The sequence below is a fragment of the Streptomyces ficellus genome (assembly GCF_030406405.1).
Classification (GTDB): Bacteria; Actinomycetota; Actinomycetes; order Streptomycetales; family Streptomycetaceae; genus Streptomyces; species Streptomyces ficellus_B.
This window is the reverse complement of sequence record NZ_JAUEPL010000007.1, coordinates 21488-42092: the sequence shown is the minus strand read 5'-3', so window position 1 is coordinate 42092 and position 20605 is coordinate 21488. Positions and strand designations below refer to the sequence as shown.

The 20605-nt window shown below is 72.5% G+C and carries 17 protein-coding genes, 1 tRNA gene and 1 riboswitch; of the genes, 17 read left to right on the top strand and 1 reads right to left on the bottom strand.

Annotated features, from left to right (window positions below):
- The first annotated feature begins 20 nt into the window (after nt 1-20).
- The 17 genes from QWM81_RS07365 (at nt 21) to QWM81_RS07285 (ending at nt 20001) form a co-directional block, all read left to right on the top strand.
- Complete coding sequence (locus QWM81_RS07365; RefSeq protein WP_290110824.1) at nt 21-1202, top strand: Gfo/Idh/MocA family protein; 1182 nt, start codon at nt 21-23, stop codon at nt 1200-1202.
- Between the two features lie 10 nt (nt 1203-1212).
- Nucleotides 1213-2217 (top strand): sugar phosphate isomerase/epimerase family protein, encoded by a 1005-nt coding sequence (locus QWM81_RS07360; RefSeq protein WP_290110822.1) that lies wholly within the window; start codon nt 1213-1215, stop codon nt 2215-2217.
- Nucleotides 2218-2870: 653 nt separating this feature from the next.
- Entirely contained in the window at nt 2871-6557 is a 3687-nt protein-coding gene (locus tag QWM81_RS07355; RefSeq protein WP_290110820.1) for a ThuA domain-containing protein, read from the top strand.
- 88 nt (nt 6558-6645) lie between these two features.
- On the top strand, nt 6646-7764 hold the full coding sequence (locus tag QWM81_RS07350; protein WP_290110819.1) for an inositol-3-phosphate synthase: 1119 nt from the start codon (nt 6646-6648) through the stop codon (nt 7762-7764).
- The gene (locus QWM81_RS07345) at nt 7761-9071 is read left to right on the top strand and encodes an SCO3242 family prenyltransferase (RefSeq protein WP_290110818.1); all 1311 of its coding nucleotides are present in this window, start codon (nt 7761-7763) and stop codon (nt 9069-9071) included. The genes QWM81_RS07350 and QWM81_RS07345 overlap by 4 nt, the downstream gene beginning before the upstream one ends.
- Entirely contained in the window at nt 9068-9961 is an 894-nt protein-coding gene (locus QWM81_RS07340) for a sugar phosphate isomerase/epimerase family protein (protein WP_290110817.1), read from the top strand. Before QWM81_RS07345 ends, QWM81_RS07340 begins: the two co-directional genes overlap by 4 nt.
- Nucleotides 9958-10578, top strand: coding sequence for an EboA domain-containing protein (locus QWM81_RS07335; protein WP_290110816.1), 621 nt, complete (start codon nt 9958-9960; stop codon nt 10576-10578). The genes QWM81_RS07340 and QWM81_RS07335 overlap by 4 nt, the downstream gene beginning before the upstream one ends.
- Nucleotides 10578-11426 (top strand): TatD family hydrolase, encoded by an 849-nt coding sequence (locus tag QWM81_RS07330; protein WP_290110815.1) that lies wholly within the window; start codon nt 10578-10580, stop codon nt 11424-11426. The genes QWM81_RS07335 and QWM81_RS07330 overlap by 1 nt, the downstream gene beginning before the upstream one ends.
- A gap of 12 nt (nt 11427-11438) precedes the next feature.
- The gene (gene eboE, locus QWM81_RS07325; protein WP_290110814.1) at nt 11439-12608 is read left to right on the top strand and encodes a metabolite traffic protein EboE; all 1170 of its coding nucleotides are present in this window, start codon (nt 11439-11441) and stop codon (nt 12606-12608) included.
- Nucleotides 12605-13999, top strand: a complete 1395-nt coding sequence (locus tag QWM81_RS07320; protein ID WP_290110813.1) for an alkaline phosphatase family protein — start codon at nt 12605-12607, stop codon at nt 13997-13999. The genes eboE and QWM81_RS07320 overlap by 4 nt, the downstream gene beginning before the upstream one ends.
- Before the next feature lie 43 nt (nt 14000-14042).
- Nucleotides 14043-15095, top strand: coding sequence for a sugar phosphate isomerase/epimerase family protein (locus QWM81_RS07315; protein WP_290110811.1), 1053 nt, complete (start codon nt 14043-14045; stop codon nt 15093-15095).
- Nucleotides 15096-15305: 210 nt separating this feature from the next.
- Nucleotides 15306-15393 (top strand) — tRNA-Leu (locus tag QWM81_RS07310).
- Nucleotides 15394-15770: 377 nt separating this feature from the next.
- Nucleotides 15771-15855, top strand: a riboswitch (cobalamin riboswitch).
- 195 nt (nt 15856-16050) lie between these two features.
- Nucleotides 16051-17073: a FecCD family ABC transporter permease gene (locus tag QWM81_RS07305; RefSeq protein WP_290111030.1), complete on the top strand. Its 1023-nt coding sequence runs from the start codon at nt 16051-16053 to the stop codon at nt 17071-17073.
- Nucleotides 17073-17984 (top strand): ABC transporter ATP-binding protein, encoded by a 912-nt coding sequence (locus QWM81_RS07300; protein ID WP_290110810.1) that lies wholly within the window; start codon nt 17073-17075, stop codon nt 17982-17984. The genes QWM81_RS07305 and QWM81_RS07300 overlap by 1 nt, the downstream gene beginning before the upstream one ends.
- Complete coding sequence (locus QWM81_RS07295) at nt 17981-18985, top strand: ABC transporter substrate-binding protein (protein WP_290110809.1); 1005 nt, start codon at nt 17981-17983, stop codon at nt 18983-18985. Before QWM81_RS07300 ends, QWM81_RS07295 begins: the two co-directional genes overlap by 4 nt.
- 54 nt (nt 18986-19039) lie before the next feature.
- Complete coding sequence (locus QWM81_RS07290) at nt 19040-19627, top strand: TetR/AcrR family transcriptional regulator (RefSeq protein ID WP_290110808.1); 588 nt, start codon at nt 19040-19042, stop codon at nt 19625-19627.
- Entirely contained in the window at nt 19624-20001 is a 378-nt protein-coding gene (locus QWM81_RS07285; RefSeq protein ID WP_290110807.1) for a hypothetical protein, read from the top strand. The genes QWM81_RS07290 and QWM81_RS07285 overlap by 4 nt, the downstream gene beginning before the upstream one ends.
- Nucleotides 20002-20046: 45 nt before the next feature.
- Here QWM81_RS07285 and QWM81_RS07280 read toward each other — a convergent pair whose 3' ends face one another.
- Nucleotides 20047-20481, bottom strand: coding sequence for an Asp23/Gls24 family envelope stress response protein (locus tag QWM81_RS07280; protein WP_290110806.1), 435 nt, complete (start codon nt 20479-20481; stop codon nt 20047-20049).
- Nucleotides 20482-20605: the final 124 nt, after the last annotated feature.

Here is a 20605-nt window from a genome sequence, read left to right as displayed (position 1 = left end):
ACCGACGAGGAGGACCCCGTATGGCGCAGCACGAACGGACAATCGGCATCGGCATGGTCGGATACGCCTTCATGGGCGCCGCCCACTCACAGGGCTGGCGCTCCGTGGGCCGGGTCTTCGACCTGCCGCTGCGGCCGCGGCTCGCGGCGGTCTGCGGCCGGGACGCGGCCGCCGTGCGGGCCGCCGCCGACAGACACGGCTGGGCCGCCGCCGAAACCGACTGGCGGGACCTCGTCGCGCGCGACGACGTGGACGTCGTGGACATCTGCACCCCGGGTGACAGCCATGCGGAGATCGCCGTCGCCGCCCTGGAGGCGGGCAAGCACGTGCTGTGCGAGAAGCCCCTCGCCAACACCGTCACCGAGGCCGAGGCCATGGTCGCGGCGGCCGAGCGGGCGCGCGGGCGCGGCCAGGCCGCCATGGTCGGCTTCAACTACCGGCGGGTGCCCGCCATGACGTACGCGCGCGGGCTCATCGCCGACGGGCGGCTGGGCGCGCTGCGCCACGTACGGGTGACCTACCTTCAGGACTGGCTGGTCGACCCCGACTTCCCGCTGACCTGGCGGCTGGAGCGCAAGCACGCCGGGTCCGGGGCGCTGGGCGACCTCGGGGCGCACGCCGTGGACCTCGCGCAGTACCTGGCGGGGGAGCGGCTGGTGGGCGTGTCGGCGCTCACCGAGACCTTCGTACGGGAGCGGCCGCTGCTCGCGGGCGCGTCCGCCGGGCTCTCGGCGCCGGGGGGCGCCGAGCGCGGGGCGGTGACGGTGGACGACGCGGCGCTGTTCACGGGGCGGCTGGCGTCGGGGGCGCTCGTGTCGCTGGAGGCGACCCGGATGGCGGCGGGCCGCAAGAACGCGCTGCGCCTGGAGATCAACGGTGAGCGGGGGTCGCTCGCCTTCGACCTGGAACGGCTGAACGAACTCTCCTTCTATGACGGGGACGACCCCGCCGAGTCGGCCGGCTTCCGCCGCATCCTGGTCACCGAGCCGGGTCACCCCTACCTGGAGGCGTGGTGGCCCCCGGGCCATGCCCTCGGCTACGAGCACACCTTCGCCCACCAGGCCCGTGACCTGGTGCACGCCATCGCGTCGGGCACCGAGCCCGCACCGTCGTTCGCGGACGGCCTCCAGGTGCAGCGCGTGCTGGCGGCCGTGGAGGAGAGCGCCGAGAAGAACGCCGTCTACACCCCCGTATCGCTGTAGGAGGTTCGCCGTGCCACGTCCCTTCACCCTCTTCACCGGCCAGTGGGCCGATCTGCCGCTGGAGGAGGTCTGCCGGCTGGCCCGCGACTTCGGCTACGACGGGCTGGAACTCGCCTGCTGGGGCGACCACTTCGAGGTCGACAAGGCGCTGGCCGACCCCTCGTACCTGGACGGGCGGCGGGCGCTGCTCGACAAGTACGGGCTGAAGTGCTGGGCCATCTCCAACCACCTGGTCGGCCAAGCCGTCTGCGACCATCCGATCGACGAGCGCCACCGGGCGATCGTGCCGGGGCGGATCTGGGGCGACGGTGACCCCGAGGGCGTACGGCAGCGGGCGGCGCGCGAGCTCGCGGACACCGCGCGGGCGGCCGCGGCTTTCGGCGTACGGACCGTCGTCGGGTTCACCGGGTCGTCCATCTGGCACCTGGTGGCGATGTTCCCGCCGGTGCCGGAGCGGATGATCGAGCGCGGTTACGAGGACTTCGCCGAGCGGTGGAACCCGATCCTGGACGTGTTCGACGCCGAGGGTGTGCGGTTCGCCCATGAGGTGCACCCCAGTGAGATCGCCTACGACTACTGGACCACGCAGCGGGCGCTGGAGGCGGTGGACCGGCGCCCGGCCTTCGGGCTCAACTTCGACCCGAGCCACTTCGTGTGGCAGGACCTGGACCCGGTCGGTTTCCTGTACGACTTCCGCGACCGGATCTACCACGTGGACTGCAAGGAGGCCCGGCGGCGGCTGGACGGCCGCAACGGCCGGCTCGGCTCCCACCTGCCGTGGGGCGACCCGCGGCGCGGCTGGGACTTCGTGTCGGCCGGGCACGGGGACGTGCCGTGGGAGGACGTGTTCCGGATGCTGCGGTCCATCGGGTACGACGGGCCGGTGTCGGTGGAGTGGGAGGACGCCGGGATGGACCGGCTGACCGGCGCTCCGGAAGCGCTCGCCACGCTGAAGCGGTACGACTTCGACCCGCCGGCGGCATCCTTCGACGCGGCCTTCGGCGGCGCGGACTAGGTCGTGTCGTCAAAGTCCCGTCTGACCGGCGACGCCTGGCACGCGCTCCCCCAGAGCTTCGCCTGGGGGTACCCCCAGCTGCGTTGTCGTCAGTCGCCACTGTCCCCCGTAGCCCTTCGGGCACGGGAGGTGCCCCCACCGCAGTGGCTCCTTCCTCCGCCTTGCATCTGCACGCACCAGACGCCGCCGGCCCCGCCCTTCGGGCGGACGACGCTACTTTGACGACACTCCCTAGGACACCGGGGGAGGCACCGGGCCGGTGGCGGTCGCCGCCACCGGACGGTCCGGCCTGCCCGCCCCCCGCTTTGTCCAGCGCCGGGAAAAAGTTCAACCCGAGTCGTGCACAAGGGCTTTCGGGCCAGGACCAACCCGGCTAACGTCCCTCCCGTGTACGTCCCTGAGGTGTACAGGACACCGACTTCGGGACACCGGCTTCAGGACTTCAGGACACCACTCAGGCTGTGGACCCGACCAGCGTGACGGCGCACGCCGGTCCCCGGACATCCCGGCGCGGCACCCCTGGGAGCCGCCCGCTCAAGGCACCCGCCCTTACCACCGGCCTTCTCCGGAGGACATCCGTGCACAGAAATCGCAGCACAGATCGGAACACAGATCGCAGCACAGATCGGAACGGACATCGGAACGGGCATCGGATGGGAGCGCGACGCGCACTCGCGCTCCTCACCGGCGGCCTGCTCGCCGTGACGTCGTTCACCCTCGGCGCACCCCCGGTCGTGGCCGCCGACGACGGCGCCGCCGTCGAAGAGCAGTTCCAGCAAGTCACCCTCGCCAAGGGCGGCGAGGAGGTCGGTGAACCGATGTCGCTGGCCGTGATGCCCGACCGCAGCGTGCTGCACACCTCGCGCCGCGGCGAGCTGCGCCGTACCGACGCGGTCGGCAACACCAAGGTCATCGGCAGCGTCCCGGTCTACTCCCACGACGAGGAGGGCCTCCAAGGCGTCGCCCTCGACCCGGACTTCGCCCGCAACCGGGCCGTCTACCTCTACTACGCGCCCCCGCTCGACACCCCGGCCGGCGACGCGCCCAGCGACGGCACCGCCGCCGACTTCGCCAGGTACGAAGGCGTCAACCGGCTCTCGCGCTTCGTACTGAAGGCCGACGGCACCCTGGACAACTCCAGCGAGAAGAAGGTCATCGACATCCCGGCGACGCGCGGCATCTGCTGCCACGTCGGCGGTGACATCGACTTCGACGCGCAGGGCAACCTGTACCTGTCGACGGGTGACGACTCCAACCCGTTCGCCTCGGACGGCTACACCCCGATCGACGACCGGCCGGGCCGCAACCCCGCCTACGACGCCCGCCGCACCTCCGGCAACACCAATGACCTGCGCGGCAAGATCCTCCGCATCAAGGTCGCCGACGACGGCTCGTACACCATTCCGGACGGCAACCTCTTCGCGCCGGGCACCGCCAGGACGCGGCCCGAGATCTACGCGATGGGCTTTCGCAACCCGTTCCGGTTCAGCGTCGACAAGAAGACCGGTGTGCTGTACGTCGGCGACTACGGCCCCGACGCGGGCGCCGCCGACCCCCGGCGCGGCCCGGCCGGACAGGTCGAGTTCGCCCGCGTGACCAAGCCGGGCAACTTCGGCTGGCCGTTCTGCACGGGCGACAACGACCCGTACGTCGACTACGACTTCGCCACCAGGACCTCCGGCGCCACCTTCGACTGCGCGGCGCTGAAGAACGACTCGCCGCACAACACCGGCCTGACCGACCTGCCGCCGGCCGAGCCCGCGTGGATCCCCTACGACGGCGGCTCGCTGCCCGAGTTCGGCTCCGGCTCGGAGTCGCCGATGGGCGGGCCGGTGTACCGCTACGACGCCGCTTCCACCTCTCCGGTGAAGTTCCCCGAGGCCTACGACGGGGACTTCTTCGCGGGCGAGTTCGGACGCCGCTGGATCAAGCGCATCGAGCACGACGCCGAAGGCACCGGCGCCGTCCGGTCCATCAACCCGGTTCCGTGGGCCGGCACCCAGGTGATGGACATGGCCTTCGGTCCCGACGGGGCGCTGTACGTCCTCGACTACGGCACCGCCTGGTTCGGGGGCGACGAGAACTCGGGCCTGTACCGGATCGAGAACGCCACCGGGGGCCGCTCGCCGGTCGCCGAGGCCTCCGCGAACAAGACCTCCGGGCAGGCGCCGCTGCGGGTCGCCTTCTCCTCGGCGGGCACGACGGACGCCGATGGTGACGCCCTGACGTACAGCTGGGACTTCGGCGACGGCGTCGGTACGTCGACGGCCGCGAACCCCACGTACACCTACCGGAAGAACGGCACCTACACCGCGACCGTCACCGCGAAGGACCCGACCGGACGGACCGGATCCGCCAGCGTCCATGTGGTCGTCGGCAACACCGCGCCCACGGTCACACTCGACCTGCCGAAGGAGGGCGCACTGTTCGACTTCGGCGACGAGATCCCCTTCAAGGTCAGGGTCACCGACCCCGAGGACGGCACGATCGACTGCGCCAAGGTGAAGGTCACATACATCCTCGGCCATGACAGCCACGGCCACCCGGTCACGTCCGCCAACGGCTGCTCCGGCACCATCAAGACGTCGGCGGACGGCGGGCACGACCCGAACGCCAACATCTTCGGGGTGTTCGACGCCGAGTACACGGACGGCGGAGGCGGCGGCCAGGCCGCGCTGACCAGCCACGACCAGGCGCAGCTCCAGCCCCGGCACCGGCAGGCCGAGCACTTCACCGCCTCCTCAGGCATCCGTACCTACGACAAGGCCGCCGCGCACGGCGGCAAGACCGTCGGCGACATCCACGACGGCGACTGGATCTCCTTCAAGCCGTACCTGCTGGCCGGCTCCACCAAGCTGACCGCCCGCGTCTCGTCCGGCGGCACGGGCGGCTTCCTGGAGGTACGGGCCGGATCGGCGACCGGCACGTTGCTGGGCTCCGCCCCGGTACCGGTGACGGGCGGCTGGGAGACCTTCCAGGACATCGACGTCCCGCTGCGGGCCGCGCCGAGGAAGACCACGGAACTGTTCCTGGTCTTCAAGGGCGGGGCGGGCGCCCTGTACGACGTGGACGACTTCACCCTGTCCCACACGCCCGTCGACCGGACCGCCAAGCGGGTGCTGGTCTTCTCCAAGACCGCCGGCTTCCGGCACGACTCCATCCCGGCCGGTATCGCGGCGCTGAAGGAACTGGGCGCGGGCAGCGACATCACCGTCGACGCGACGGAGACCGCCGCGCAGTTCACCACCCAGAACCTCGCCCGGTACGACGCCGTCGTCTTCCTGTCGACAACGGGTGATGTGCTCAACACCGACCAGCAGCAGGCCTTCGAGAACTATGTCGCCACGGGCGGCGGGTACGTCGGGGTGCACGCGGCCGCGGACACCGAGTACGACTGGGAGTTCTACGGCGGACTCGTCGGCGCGTACTTCGCCTCGCACCCGCACATCCAGCCCGCCACGGTGCGGGCCGAGGACCACGATCACCCGGCCACCGCGCATCTTCCGGCGGCCGGCTGGGAACGCACCGACGAGTGGTACAACTACCGCACCAACCCGCGCGGCCAGGCCCGTATCCTCGCCACCCTCGACGAAACCACCTATCAGGGCGGCACCATGAAGGGTGACCACCCGATCGCCTGGTGCCAGTCGTACGAGGGCGGGCGCGCCTTCTACACCGGAGGCGGCCACACCGCCGCGTCCTACGGCGAGCCCGCCTTCCGCCGGCACCTGCTGGGCGGCCTGCGCTACGCCACCGGGCAGGTGAAGGCCGACTGCACGCCACGGACCGGCTACCGGCCCCTCTTCAACGGCCACACCCTGGAGGGCTGGAAGCAGGCCGGACCGGGGAGGTTCACCGTCGTGGACGGAGAGCTGCGCACCGAGGGCGGCATGGGAATGCTCTGGTACCAGGCCAAGGAGCTGGGCTCGTACTCGCTGAAGCTGGACTGGAAGATGGCGGGCGACGACAACTCCGGTGTCTTCGTCGGGTTTCCCGCCTCCGACGACCCCTGGTCGGCCGTGAACAACGGCTACGAGGTGCAGATCGACGCGACCGACGCCCCCGACCGCACGACCGGAGCCGTGTACGGCTTCACGTCGGCGAACATCAAGGCCCGCGACCAGGTGCTGCGGCCGCCCGGTCAGTGGAACACCTACGAGATCAAGGTCCAGGGGGAGCGGCTCCAGGTCTTCCTCAACGGAGTGAAGATCAACGACTTCACCAACACCGACCCGGTCCGCAGCCTGAAGGACGGCTACATCGGCCTCCAGAACCACGGCGCCGAGGACCAGGTCTCCTTCCGCAACATCCAGCTCAAGGAGCTGCCCTCGACCGCGTAGGGCCGCGCCCGAAAAGCCGGCGGCGGGCGGGGAGGCGCCGTACCCCCCGCCCGCCGTCTCCACCGCACCACACCCAGGGAGGCTGGCCATGTTCGCTGATCGTCGTGTCGGGGTCTGGTTCATCGGAGCCCGGGGCTCCGTCGCCACCACCGCTGTCGCGGGGTGCGCGGCGGTGGCCGCCGGGCTGCACCCGCCGACGGGCATGATCACCGAAACGCCGCCGTTCGCCCCGTGCGGGCTTCCCGCCTTGCCCTCGCTCGTCTTCGGCGGCCACGACACGGCGGCGTGCCCGCTGCCCAAGCGCGCGGAGGAACTCACGGCGGCGGGCGTCCTGCCGCACGGCCTCGCCCCGGCGGTACGCGGCGAACTCACCGCGGCGGACGCGGAGATCCGCCCCGGCGGCCCGCTCCCCGGCGACACGCGCACCGATGAGGAGCTCATCACCTCCTTCGCGGCGGACATCAGGCGATTCACCGAGCGCAACCAGCTGGCCCGCACGGTCGTGATCAACGTCGCCACCACCGAACCCGCTCCCCGCGCGGACGATCCGCGCCTCCCGCCGAGCTCCCTCTACGCCGCCGCCGCGCTCCGGGCCGGCTGCCCCTACGTGAACTTCACCCCCTCCACCGGGCTGCGCACCGCCGCCCTCGCGGACGCCGCCGGGAAGTGCGCGCTTCCCCACGCGGGCCGGGACGGCAAGACCGGCCAGACGCTGCTGCGCTCCGTGCTCGCCCCCATGTTCGTCCAGCGTGCCCTGTCCGTACGGGCCTGGTCGGGCACCAACCTGCTGGGCGGCGGGGACGGGGCGGCGCTGGCCGACCCGGCCGCGGCGGCCGCGAAGAACGCCGGCAAGGAACGGGTGCTGGCGGATGTGCTGGGCCACACCCCTGAGGGCGAGGTGCACATCGACGACGTCCCCGCGCTCGGTGACTGGAAGACCGCCTGGGACCACATCGCCTTCGACGGTTTCCTCGGCTCCCGGATGGTGCTCCAGACCATCTGGCAGGGCTGCGACTCGGCGCTCGCCGCGCCGCTGGTCCTGGACCTGGCCCGCCTGGTGGCGCGCGCCCACGAGGCCGGGCTGTCCGGCCCGTTGCCCGAACTCGGCTTCTACTTCAAGGACCCGGACGGCGGCGGCCCGGCGGCGCTCCCGGACCAGTACGCCGCGCTCCTCGCCTTCGCCGCCCGCCTCCGGGACGCCCGGTGACCCGGCCTGCCGGCCGCCGGCGCGCCTGGGCGGAACTCCTGCGCGTCTCCGCCCTGTTCACGGTGCCGGGCGACGCGCTCGTGGGCGCGGCCGCCACCGGACTGGTCGCCAACCGGCGCACCGCCCTCGCCATCGGCTCCTCACTGTGCCTGTACGAGGCGGGCATGGCCCTCAACGACTGGGCCGACCGCCACGAGGACGCCATCGACCGCCCGCACCGCCCCATCCCCTCCGGCCGCGTCACACCGGCCGCCGCCCTCGCCGCGTCGGCCGCCCTGACGGCCACGGGCCTCGCCCTCGCCGCCCGTGCGGGCCGCGCCCCCCTGGCGGTCGCCGGCGCACTGGCCGCCACGGTCTGGGCGTACGACCTCCGCCTGAAGCACACCGCGGCGGCGCCCGCCGCCATGGCCACGGCCCGCGCCCTGGACCTGCTCCTCGGCGCCACGGCAACGGCCACCGTGCCCATCGCGCCCCTTCCGCCGGCCCCGGCCACCCGCCCCGGCCGCACCACTCCCACCGCCCACGGTGCACTGCCCGCCCTGCCCTCCGCCGTCCTGCTCGGCGCGCACACCTACGCGGTCACCGCCGTATCCCGCCACGAAGCACACGGCGGCTCCACCACCGCCCCCCTGGCCGCCCTCGCCACCACCACCCTCCTCGCCGCCCTCGCCGCCCACCCCCGCCCAGCCCGCGAAGCCCCGCCCACCGACCGCGCCGGGGCAACCCGCCGCGCCGGGGCGACCGGCCGCTCGGGAGCAACCTGGCGTGCTCGGGTCGCCGGGGGAGCCCGGCCGGTGGACCGAGCCGGGGCTGCCGCACGCGCCGGGGCTGCCGACCGCGCCGGGGCGGCCGGCCGCTCGGGAGCAACCCGGCGTGCTCGGGTCGCCGGGGGAGCGGGGCCGGTGGACCGAGCCGGGGCTGCCGCACGCGCCGGGGCTGCCGACCGCGCCGGGACAGTCAGGCGCCCCGGGACAGCTGGGCACACCCGGGCCACCGACCGCGCCGGGGCGACCCGCCGTGCCGGGACAGTCGGGTGGGGCCTCGCTGCCGGGGGCCCGGACGCGGGCAGCGTTGCCGCCGGGCTCGCCGCCGCGACCTACCTGCGCACCGCCGCCGTTCCCCTCCTTCACGCCGCCCTCAATCCCTCACCACCCCTCACCCAGCGTGCGGTCGGCGGCGGAATCCGCGCCATGATCCCGCTTCAGGCCGCCCTCGCCGCCCGCGGCGGAGCCCTCGGTACCGGGCTCGCCCTCATGGGTCTCGTCCCGCTCGCCCGGACGCTCGCGCGGAAGGTGAGCCCCACATGAGCGTTCCGGCCACCACCGCGCGTCTCCGCCTGGGCTACGGCACCAACGGCCTCACCGACCTCCGTCTCGATGACGCCCTCGCCCTGCTCGCCGACCTCGGGTACGACGGCGTCGGCCTGACGCTCGACCACATGCACCTGGACCCCCTCGCCCCGGACCTCGCCGCCCGCACCCGTCAGGTCGCCCGCCGCCTGGGCGAGCTCGGCCTCGGCGTCACCGTCGAGACCGGCGCCCGCTACGTACTCGACCCACGCCGCAAACACGGGCCCTCCCTCCTCGATCCGGACCCCGGCGCGCGGGCCGCCCGCGCCCGGCTGCTCGTCCGCGCCGTACAGGTCGCCGAGGACCTCGGCGCCCACGCCGTGCACTGCTTCAGCGGCATCACCCCCGAAGCCACCAGTACCGACACCGCGTGGAAGCGGCTGGCAGAGTCACTCACCCCCGTCCTGGACGCCGCGGCGACCGCCCGTGTCCCCCTTGCCATCGAACCCGAACCCGGTCACCTCCTCGCCACCCTCGAAGACTTCCACCACCTCCGCCGCACCCTCGGCGGCCCCGATCCGCACCTCCTCGGCCTCACCCTCGACATCGGCCACTGCCAGTGCCTGGAACCCGACCCCCCGGCCGACTGCGTGCGTGCCGCCGCGCCCTGGCTGCGCCACGTCCAGATCGAGGACATGCGGCGCGGCGTCCATGAACACCTGCCGTTCGGCGATGGCGAGATCGACTTCCCGCCCGTCCTGGAAGCCCTCGCCGCCACCGGCTACCAGGGCCTGACCGTCGTCGAACTGCCCCGCCACTCCCACGCGGGCCCCGAACTCGCCCGCTCCTCCATCGAGTTCCTCCGCGCGATCCGCACCATCCGCCCGAAGGGAGCGACGGCACCGTGACGCCGACCCGCAAGGAACTGGACGACCGGCTCGGCGGCGCCGCCCGCGCCTGGCTGGACGAGGCCCTCGCCGAGGCCGCCCACGCCGCCACGGCCACCCACGGCACCACCCCCTGCGCCGCGCCACCCTCCTGGGCGCTGCGGTTCGCCTCCGCCGGCCGCCACTGCGGCCAGGAACACGCCGACGCCGTGCGCACCCTCCTCCTCCATGAGGCCCGCGCGGACGTGGACACCCTCACCCGCCTGTACCACCACGGCACCGCCGCCGAGCGCCGCGCCGTCCTGCTCGCCCTCCCCTCACTCGTACCGGGCCCGCAGGCCCTGCCCCTGGTCGAGGACGCTCTGCGCACCAACGACACCCGGCTGGTCGCCGCCGCCGTCGGCCCGTACGCCGCCGCCCACCTCGCCCCCCATCCCTGGCGCCACGCCGTCCTCAAGTGCCTCTTCACGGCGGTCCCGATCGACGCCGTCGCCGACCTGCCCCGGCGCGCCCACGCCGACGCCGAACTCGCCCGCATGCTCGCCGACTACGCCGCCGAGCGCACCGCCGCCGGCCGGCCCGTCCCCGCCGACCTCCACCGCGTCCTCGCCCTTGCCGTCCCCCCGGAGGAGTCCTGATGCGCATCTTCGACCCGCACATCCATATGACCTCCCGCACCACGGACGACTACCAGGCGATGTACGACGCCGGGGTCCGCGCCCTCGTCGAACCCTCCTTCTGGCTCGGCCAGCCCCGCACCTCGCCCGCCAGCTTCTTCGACTACTTCGACGCGCTGCTCGGCTGGGAGCCCTTCCGCGCCGCCCAGTACGGCATCGCCCACCACTGCACCATCGCCCTCAACCCCAAGGAGGCCAACGACCCCCGTTGCGCCCCCGTCCTCGACGCCCTGCCCCGCTATCTCGTCAAGGACTCCGTCGTCGCCGTCGGCGAGATCGGCTACGACTCCATGACCCCCGCCGAGGACACCGCCCTCGCCGCCCAGCTCCAGCTCGCCGCCGACCACGGCCTGCCCGCCCTCGTCCACACCCCGCACCGCGACAAGCTCGCCGGCCTGCGCCGCACCCTCGACGTCGTCCGCGAATCCCACCTCCCCCCGGAGCGGGTCCTGCTCGACCACCTCAACGAAACCACCGTAAAGGAGGCCACTGACAGCGGCGCCTGGCTGGGCTTCTCCATCTACCCCGACACCAAGATGGACGAGGACCGCATGGTCGCCATCCTCAAGGCGTACGGGACAGAGCGCGTCCTTGTGAACTCCGCCGCCGACTGGGGCAAGAGCGACCCCCTCAAGACCCGCAAGGTCGGCGACGCCATGCTCGCCGCAGGATTCAGCGACGACGACGTCGACCAGGTCCTGTGGCGCAACCCCGTCGCCTTCTACGGCCTCAGCGGACGCCTCCCACTCGACCTCCCCACTCCCGGCGCCCTCCACGAGGGCAACTCCATCCTCCGCGGCGGGGAATGAGAGGAGCCGGCCATGCGCTTCCGCCACCCGGACGGCTCCACCATCCACCTCGCCTACTGCACCAACGTCCACCCCGCCGAGACCCTCGACGGCGTCCTCGCCCAGCTCGGCGACCACTGCGAACCGGTCCGCAGACGCCTCGGCCGCGACCGCCTCGGTATCGGCCTCTGGCTCGCCAGGGCCGCCGCGCGCTCCCTGACCACCGACCCCGCCGCACTGCGCCGGCTGCGTGCCGAACTCGACCGGCGCGGCCTGGAGGTGGTCACCCTCAACGGCTTCCCGTACGAGGGCTTCGGCGCGCAAGAGGTCAAGTACCGCGTCTACCAGCCGGACTGGACCCGCCCCGAACGGCTCGCGCACACCACCGACCTGGCCCGCCTCCTCGCCGCGCTCCTCCCGGCCGACGTCACCGAAGGGTCCGTCTCCACACTCCCGATCGCCTGGCGCACCCCCTTCGACACCGCCGCCGCCCACACCGCCCGCACCGCGCTGACCACCCTCGCAGAGCGCCTGGACGCCCTGGAGGAACTGACCGGCAAGTCCCTCCGCGTCGCCCTCGAACCGGAGCCCGGCTGCACCATCGAGACCACCGCCGACGCGATCGGCCCGCTCACCGACGTATCAAGCCCGCGCATCGGCATCTGTATCGACACCTGCCACCTCGCCACCTCCTTCGAAGATCCGCACACCGCCCTGGACGCGCTCACCGCCGCCGCCATCCCCATCCCCAAGGCGCAGCTGTCCGCGGCCCTCCACGCCGAACACCCTCACCTCCCCGACGTACGCAAGGCCCTCGCCGCCTTCGCCGAGCCCCGCTTCCTCCACCAGACCCGCACCCGGACCGCCGCCGGCCTGCGCGGGACCGACGACCTCGCCGAAGCCCTCGACGGCGAGACGCTGCCCGACGGCGCCCCCTGGCGTGCCCACTTCCACGTCCCCCTGCACAGCCCGCCCGCCGCGCCCCTCACCTCCACGCTCCCCGTCCTCCGCGACACCCTCGCGCGGCTCGTCGGCGGCCCGGCCCCGCTCACCCGCCACCTCGAAGTCGAGACCTACACCTGGCAGGCCCTCCCGTCCGAACTGCGCCCCCGCACCCGGGGCCGGCTCACCGACGGCATCGCCGCCGAACTCGCCCTCGCCCGCGGCCTCCTCACCGACCTCGGCCTCAAGGAACTTCCATGAGCGACACCGCCCACCCCACCCCCCTGCTGGTCCTGGACGTCGTCGGCCTCACCCCCCAGCTCCTCGACCACATGCCGCACCTCAAGCGGCTCGCCCAGTCCGGCTCGCACGCCCCGCTCGGCACCGTCCTCCCCGCCGTCACCTGCGCCGCCCAGTCCACCTTCCTCACCGGTACCCTCCCCTCCGAACACGGCATCGTCGGCAACGGCTGGTACTTCCGCGAACTCGGCGACGTCCTGCTGTGGCGCCAGCACAACGGACTGGTCTCCGGCGACAGACTCTGGGACGCCGCCCGCCGCGCCCACCCCGGCTACACCGTCGCCAATATCTGCTGGTGGTACGCCATGGGCGCGGACACCGACATCACCGTCACCCCCCGTCCCATCTACTACGCCGACGGCCGCAAGGAACCCGACTGCTACACCAGGCCCCCGGCGCTGCACGACGAACTCACCGAGAAGCTCGGTACGTTCCCCCTCTTCCACTTCTGGGGCCCGGGCGCCGACCTCGTGTCCAGCCAGTGGATCGTGGACGCGACCCGCCACATCATCCGCACCCGCGCCCCCGACCTCGCCCTGTGCTACCTCCCGCACCTCGACTACGACCTCCAGCGCTACGGCCCCGACGACCCCCGCTCCCACCGGGCCGCCGCCGACCTGGACACGGCCATGGCACCCCTCCTCGCCGACGCGAACGCCGAAGGCCGCACCGTCGTCGCCCTGTCCGAATACGGCATCACCCGCGTGAACCGGCACGTCGACATCAACCGCGTCCTGCGCCGCGCGGGTCTGCTGGAAATCCACACCCAGGACGGCATGGAGTACCTCGACCCCATGGCCTCCCGGGCCTTCGCCGTCGCCGACCACCAGATCGCCCACGTCTACGTCCGCCGGCCCGAAGACCTCGATGCCACCCGGGCCGCCCTCACCGGCGTACCCGGCATCGAGCAGCTCCTGGACGACGAGGGCAAGAAGGCCCACGGCCTGGATCACCCCCGCTCCGGCGAACTCGTCGCCGTCGCCGAGCCCGACGCCTGGTTCACGTACTACTACTGGCTCGACGACGCACGCGCCCCGGACTTCGCCCAGCTCGTCGACATCCACCGCAAACCGGGCTACGACCCCGCCGAGCTGTTCATGGACCCACTCGACCCCTATGTGCGCCTCAAGGCGGCCACGGCGATCGCCCGCAAAAAGCTCGGCATGCGCTATCGCCTGGCGGTGGTGCCCCTCGACCCCTCACCTATTCGCGGCAGCCATGGCCGCCTTCCCACGAGCGATGACACCGACACCGGGCCGCTCATCGTGTGCTCCACCCCCCGCGCAGTATCGGGGCGCGTCGCGGCCACCGATGTGAAGTCCCTGCTGCTCCGGCTCGCCGGTCTTCACTGACCTCCACTGAAGCAGACGCCACTGACAACGAGGAGTTATCCACATGAGCCGCACGACCAGGAACACCGACCCCGAGCTCGCGCGTACACTCAGCAGACGCGACATGCTCGGCGTCGCCGCCGGCGCCACCGCCGCCGCCCTCCTCGGTGGCACCACCACCGCCTCAGCCGCCTCAGCCGCGTCAGCTGCGGAACCGGCGGGCCAGGGCCGCGGCCGTCCCGTCCTGCCACCGGGCCGCCTCGGCATCCAGCTCTACTCGCTGCGCGACAAGGTCTCCACGCTCGGCTTCGCCAGGGTCTTCGAGGAGCTGAGGCGCTTCGGCTACGACGAGGTCGAGTACGCCGGCTACAGCCAGGGCTCCGCCGGACCCATCACACTCGCCCAGCTCAAGCGGCTCACCCGCGACCACGGCCTTCGGGCCATCGGCAGCCACGTCGGCTACTACTCCTCCGACCCGAAGGCGTACACCTTCGCCCAGAACCTCACCAAGGTCCTCGACGACGCCCAGGCCCTCGGCCTCAAGCACATCGGCACCGCCTCCGGCCCCTGGCGCTACGGCGCCACCGTCGACGGCTGGAAGCGCTGCGCCGAGGAGTTCAACCACTTCGGCGCCGAGGCGAAGAAGCGCGGCATGAAGTTCTACCAGCACAACCACGCCGAGGAGTTCTCCTTCGCCACCGACCGGCCCGGCGTCCGGCTCTACGACGTCCTCCTCGCAGAGACCGACCCCGGCCTCGTCTACCTCGAAATGGACATCTACTGGGCATACGCCGGCCAGTTCCGCTTCGGCAAGCGCCCCGACGGCACGCCCGCGCCCTTCGACCCCCTCGCCTACGTACTGAAGCAGCCCGACCGCTACCCCCTCTTCCACGTCAAGGACGGCGAACGCGACGACTCCGCCCGCGACGGCTACCGCATGGTGGACGTCGGGGACGGAGACATCGACTACCAGCGCTTCATCTCAGCGGTGACCCGCACGCACGGCGGCCGCCGCGACCACCACTGGCAAGCCGAGCACGACAACCCGGCCGAGTCCTTCACCTTCGCCCGCAAGTCCAGCGCCCATCTCCACGCGCTGCGTGAGAAGGACTGCTAGACGTCCCGGCTGACCGGCCCCACGGCAGTTCCGTACCGTACGCGCATACGAGGCGACGCTCCGCGAGCGGTCGCGGTACGGGACCACCGGTGGCACCCGCCAAGCCGCTCTCAGGCCACCTGACCACGGGATATGCAGGTGAAGGGCACCTCGAACCCCTGGTAGAGTTGTCGACGTCGCCGCGGGGAAACCCGGAGCGGCGAACACCTTGTCCGGGTGGCGGAATGGCAGACGCGCTAGCTTGAGGTGCTAGTGCCCTTTATCGGGCGTGGGGGTTCAAGTCCCCCCTCGGACACCACATGATCAAGGAAATGCTGGTCGAGAGTGATCTCGGCCGGCATTTCGCGTTCCCGGGGCTCGTCGACATGCGGTGGCGGCACCACACATGGCACGGCTCCACAGGTGGCGGCGCCACCGTCGGCGCTCCCTGGACCGCGTCACACCGCCCCCTCGCGCCGCTCCCCTTCCCAGAAGCCGGCCGCGTGCCGGACAGCGCCTTGGGCCAGGTGGGTGCGGAGATCTTCGCGCCGCTGCCGCGCAGCGACCAGCGCCGCAAGGGCGAGAAATGGCGTCGCTGCGCAGCCGGACGTCCCGGACGCCCCCCGCCACCCCTCGGTCCCGCGGGGGCCCGCCGGCGCTCCTGGGGCGGCTTGCTACGCTGCGGGGGCGTCCCAGGGGGAAGTCCGGTGAGAGTCCGGCGCTGACCCGCAACGGTAAGCGCGAGCGCCCGACATGGGCGGTCGCGCAAGCCCGATCACCCATGGGGCGGCATTGATCCCGACCACTCGCCGCGGACTGCGAGAGGGGATGTCGCACGGGCCCGTCGCACGACAGGGCGCTACGGCCGCTCCTCGCGCACGCATCCGGACGCGGCCCGACGCGTGAGGACCCGCCTGTGACGACGAGCGCGGCCGTGGACGCCGACGCCGCTTCGGCCGCGCCGCGCCGCGTTGCGCTGGTGCCCCTGACCGCCGTGCTGGGTGGCGTCCTGCTGGTGTCGCTGGTCTGCGGGGTGGGCCTGGGCGCGTCCGGTGTGCCGTGGGGGGACGTGCTGCACCTTCTGCGGGCCGGCCTGACCGGCGGCACCCTCAGCCAGGACGAGGCCGCCGCGTACACCATCGTGTGGCAGATCCGGCTGCCGCGCACCGTGCTGGCGGCGGTCGTCGGGGCAGGGCTCGCGGTGACCGGCGTCGCCGTGCAGGCCATGGTGCGCAATGCGCTGGCCGATCCGTTTGTGCTGGGAATCTCCTCCGGCGCGGCGGTCGGGGCGAACGCGGTGATCCTGCTGGGCGCGTTCTCGGCGCTGGGTGTGTGGGCGCTGTCGGTATCGGCGTTCGGCTCGGCGCTCGCCGCGATGGTGCTGGTCTACGCGGCCGCCCGGTCCGCGCACGGGCTGACGCCGCTGCGGCTGGTGCTGACCGGGACGGCGATGAGTTACGGATTCTCGGCGGTCACCACGCTCATGGTGTTCAGCGCGGACCGCGGCGAGGCGGCCCGGGCGGCGATGATGTGGCTGCTGGGCAGCCTCGGCGGCGCGACATGGGGCTCGGTGCCGCTCGCGGCCGCTGCCGTGCTCGGCGGGACGGCCCATCTCGCCCGGTCGGCGCGGCGGCTGGACGTGCTGGCCATGGGGGACGAGACGGCAGCCGCGCTGGGCGTGGACGCCGGGCGGCTGCGCGGGGAGTTGTTCGTGGTCACGGCCGCTGTCACCGGAGCGGTGGTGGCGGTCAGCGGGGCCATCGGTTTCGTCGGCCTGATGGTGCCGCATCTCGTACGGATGGTGGTGGGCGCGGACCACCGGCGCGTGCTGGCGGTGGCGCCCCTGGTGGGCGCGGTGCTGCTGGTCTGGGTGGACGTCCTGTCCCGGGTCCTGCTCGCACCGGCCGAGCTGCCGGTGGGGGTGATCACCGCGGTGGTGGGCGTGCCGTGCTTCCTGCTGCTGATGCGCCGGCGCGGCTACGCGTTCGGGGGCCGCTGATGCGGGTCGACATCAACGACCTGTCGGTCGAGATCGCGGGCAACCGGCTGGTCCACGACATCACGCTCGCCGCCGAGGAGGGCCAGGTCGTGGGCCTGGTGGGGCCCAACGGCAGCGGCAAGTCCACCGTGTTGCGCTGCGCCTACCGGGCGCTGCGCCCGGCGGCCGGCACGGTCCTGCTGGGCGGTGAGGACCTGCACGCCATGGCCGCGCGGGCCGGCGCGCGGCGGCTGGCCGCGCTGCCCCAGGAGTCGTCGGCCGAGTTCGACTTCACGGTCGCCGAGGTGGTGGCGATGGGCCGGCTGCCGCACCAGCGCGGCCCGGGCCCGGGCGGCGGCGGCCTGTGGGGCAAGGCATTGCGGGGCGCGGGCGGTTCGCGGGGCTCGGGCCGTTCGCGGGGCGCGGGCTCGGGCGGCACCGGCTCGGGGAGCCTCGGCCATGCGTCCCTCGACGCCCGCCGGATCTGCGCGGACGCGCTCGCCAGAGTGGGCGCGGCCCATCTCGCGAACCAAGGCTTCCTCACCCTCTCCGGCGGCGAGAGGCAGCGCGTGCTCATCGCCCGCGCCCTCGCCCAGCAGCCCCGGGTGCTCGTCCTGGACGAGCCCACCAACCACCTCGACATCGCCCACCAGTTGGACGTCCTCGCGCTCGTGCGGGACGCCGGCCTGACCGTGCTGGCCGCGCTGCACGACCTGAACCTCGCCGCCGGCCACTGCGACGTGCTGTACGTCATCGCGCGCGGCCGCATCGTCGCCTCCGGCGCTCCGCACGACGTACTCACCCCACAGCTGCTGGCCGACGTCTTCGGGGTCCGCGCGCACCGCGTACGGCATCCGGAGACCGGCGCCGTACACCTCCTCTTCGACCGACTCGACCGACACGACCACCAGGAACGGGGAACTCAGCCATGACTCGCCCGCGTTGGGCCGCTGCCACAGCCGCCACGCTCGCGCTCACCCTCACGGGGTGCGGCGCCCACGTCTCGTCGTCCAGTGAGAAGAACGACGGTTCCGCCGCCGTCACCATCGACAACTGCGGGCAGAAGGTGACGTACGACAAGCGGCCCGAACGGGTGGTCACCAACGACGTCGGCATCACCGAGATCATGTTCGCGCTCGGCCTGGAGGACCGGATGGCCGGTTTCGTGATGCCGGACGACAAGGGCGAACTGTCCGGCGTGCCCTGGAGGGACGGCTACGAGAAGGTGACGTGGCTCTCCAAGAAAGAGATCACCAAGGAGGTCGCCCTCGACGCCCGCGCCGACCTGGTCTTCGCGGGCTGGAACTACGGCTTCGGCGAGGACAACGGCGTCACCCCGGACGCCCTGCGCGAGCTGGGCATCGCCTCGTACGTCCTGACCGAGTCCTGCCGGAACGGCCGGGGCAACGCGCGCGGGATCGTGCCGCCCCTCGAAGCCCTGTACACCGACCTCACCAACCTCGGGAAGCTCTTCGGCGTGGAGGACCGGGCGGCACGGCTGATCGCCGATTTCCGTAAGCAGGTCGCCGACGTCCGGGCGAAGGCTCCCAGGGGCGCGGACCGGCCGACCGTCTTCCTCTACGACAGTGGCCAGGACAAGCCCTACACCTCCGGGCGCTTCGCCGCGCCGCACGACATCATCACCATGGCCGGCGGCGACCACATCATGCGGGACCTCGGCGACAGCTGGACGGCGGTCGGCTGGGAGAGCGTGGTCGAGCGTGACCCGGACGTCATCGTCATCAATGACTACGGGGACACCAGCGCCGAGCAGAAGAAGAAGTTCCTGCTGTCCTACCCGCCCCTGGCAGGGGTGTCCGCGATCAAGCACAGGCGGATCTTCGTGCTCGACTACGTGGACCTGGTGGAAAGCCCGCGCAATCCAGCAGCCATCGCCGCTCTCGCCGCCTACCTGCGGACCGTGAAGCGCTGACCCGGCACGCGGTGAGGGGTATTAATCAAACGAGGCGTCCCGTATGGTTATCCCATGACACTCCCTGAAGCCCCGCGCGGGCGTCCGAGAGATACGCGCGCCCATCAGGCGATCCTGACCGCCACGGCCGAGCTGGTGGCCGAGGCGGGATACGCCGCCACCTCCATCGGAGCGGTGGCGGCTCGCGCCGGCACCGGCAAGGACACCATTTACCGGCGCTGGTCCGGCAAGGCGGAGCTGGTGTACGAGGCGGTCTTCACCGAGACCGAGTCGGGCCCCGTCCCGGACACGGGCAGCCTGACCGGCGACCTGACGGCGCTGGTGGAAGCCCTGGTCCAGGAGTTCAGCGCCCCGGCCGCCGCTGCCGCTCTGCCCGGCCTGCTCGCCGACTTCGCGGCCAATCCCGGCTTGCGGTCCCGTATCCGTGGCCACTTCCTGGCCCCGGCCAGGACCCGGCTGGCCGAGGTGTTCGAGCGGGCCGTCCGGCGCGGGGAGGCCGACTCCGCCGTCCCGGTGGACCTGGTCCTGGACACGCTGGCCGGAGCTGTCTTCTTCCACGTCGGGCTGGTCGGCGAACCGGCCGGCCCGCGGTTGGCCGGCCAACTGGCTGGCCTCGTCGGCCGCGGAATCGAGGCCCGGTGAACGGCTGGCTCCTCGCCGCGGGCATCACCAGCGCCGGTGTCGCCGCGATCCACGCCGTCGCGGGCGGCCGCGATGTCGTCCGCCCCTTGCTGACCGGCAACCTGCCGGACGAGCCGCGGCGGGTCCTGCACGCCGTCTGGCACATGGTCACCGCCGACCTGGCCCTGGCCGCCGTCGCGCTGATCTGGCTGGCCCTGGCCGAGCCGGTCGGCGGCGCCATGGTGGCCTGGTTGCTCGCCGCCCACTTCCTGGCCTACACGGGGGTGTTCCTCGCCGTGACGATGGCAGCAGACTGGTCCAAGCCGTGGCTGCGGCTACCGCAGTGGATGCTGCTGCTGCCCGTAGCGGCACTGGCCGCCGCCGGAGCCGCCTGACCACGGGCCCCGCGCCGGCGAGTCCCTGGTGCGCGGGCGCGGGGCCTACGCGACGCGCCGCTCCGGCTGTTCCTGCTCTTCTTCTTCCTCGGGCAGTTTCACATCGGTCACGGCGATGTTGACCTCGACGACCTCCAGGCCGGTCATCCGCTCGATCGCGCTGATCACGTTCTCCCGTACATTGCCCGCGACGTCGGTGATCGCCTCGCCGTACACCACGATGATCTCCAGGTCGATCGCGGTCTGTTTCTCACCGACCTCGGCCTTGACTCCCGTGGTGACAGCCCTGCCGGCGCCGGGCATGCGCTCGCGCATGACCCCCATGCCACGGGCCAGCCCGCCGCCCATCGCATGGACACCCGGCACCTCCCGGGCCGCCATGCCGGCGATCTTGGCGACCACGCCGTCGGCGATCGTTGTCCTGCCCCGCGAGCCCGGATCGCTCATCCTCGGCCGGCCTCGCTCTTCGACATCGGTCATCACGTCACCCCATTTTCGCGGAGGAAGACGACCCACCCCTCTCCTTCACGCTAACGCCGACTGCCCGTTGTCGCTCATGGAGCGGGATCGTTGAAAGCCTTACTGTTCAGGTCGCGTCCGGGAG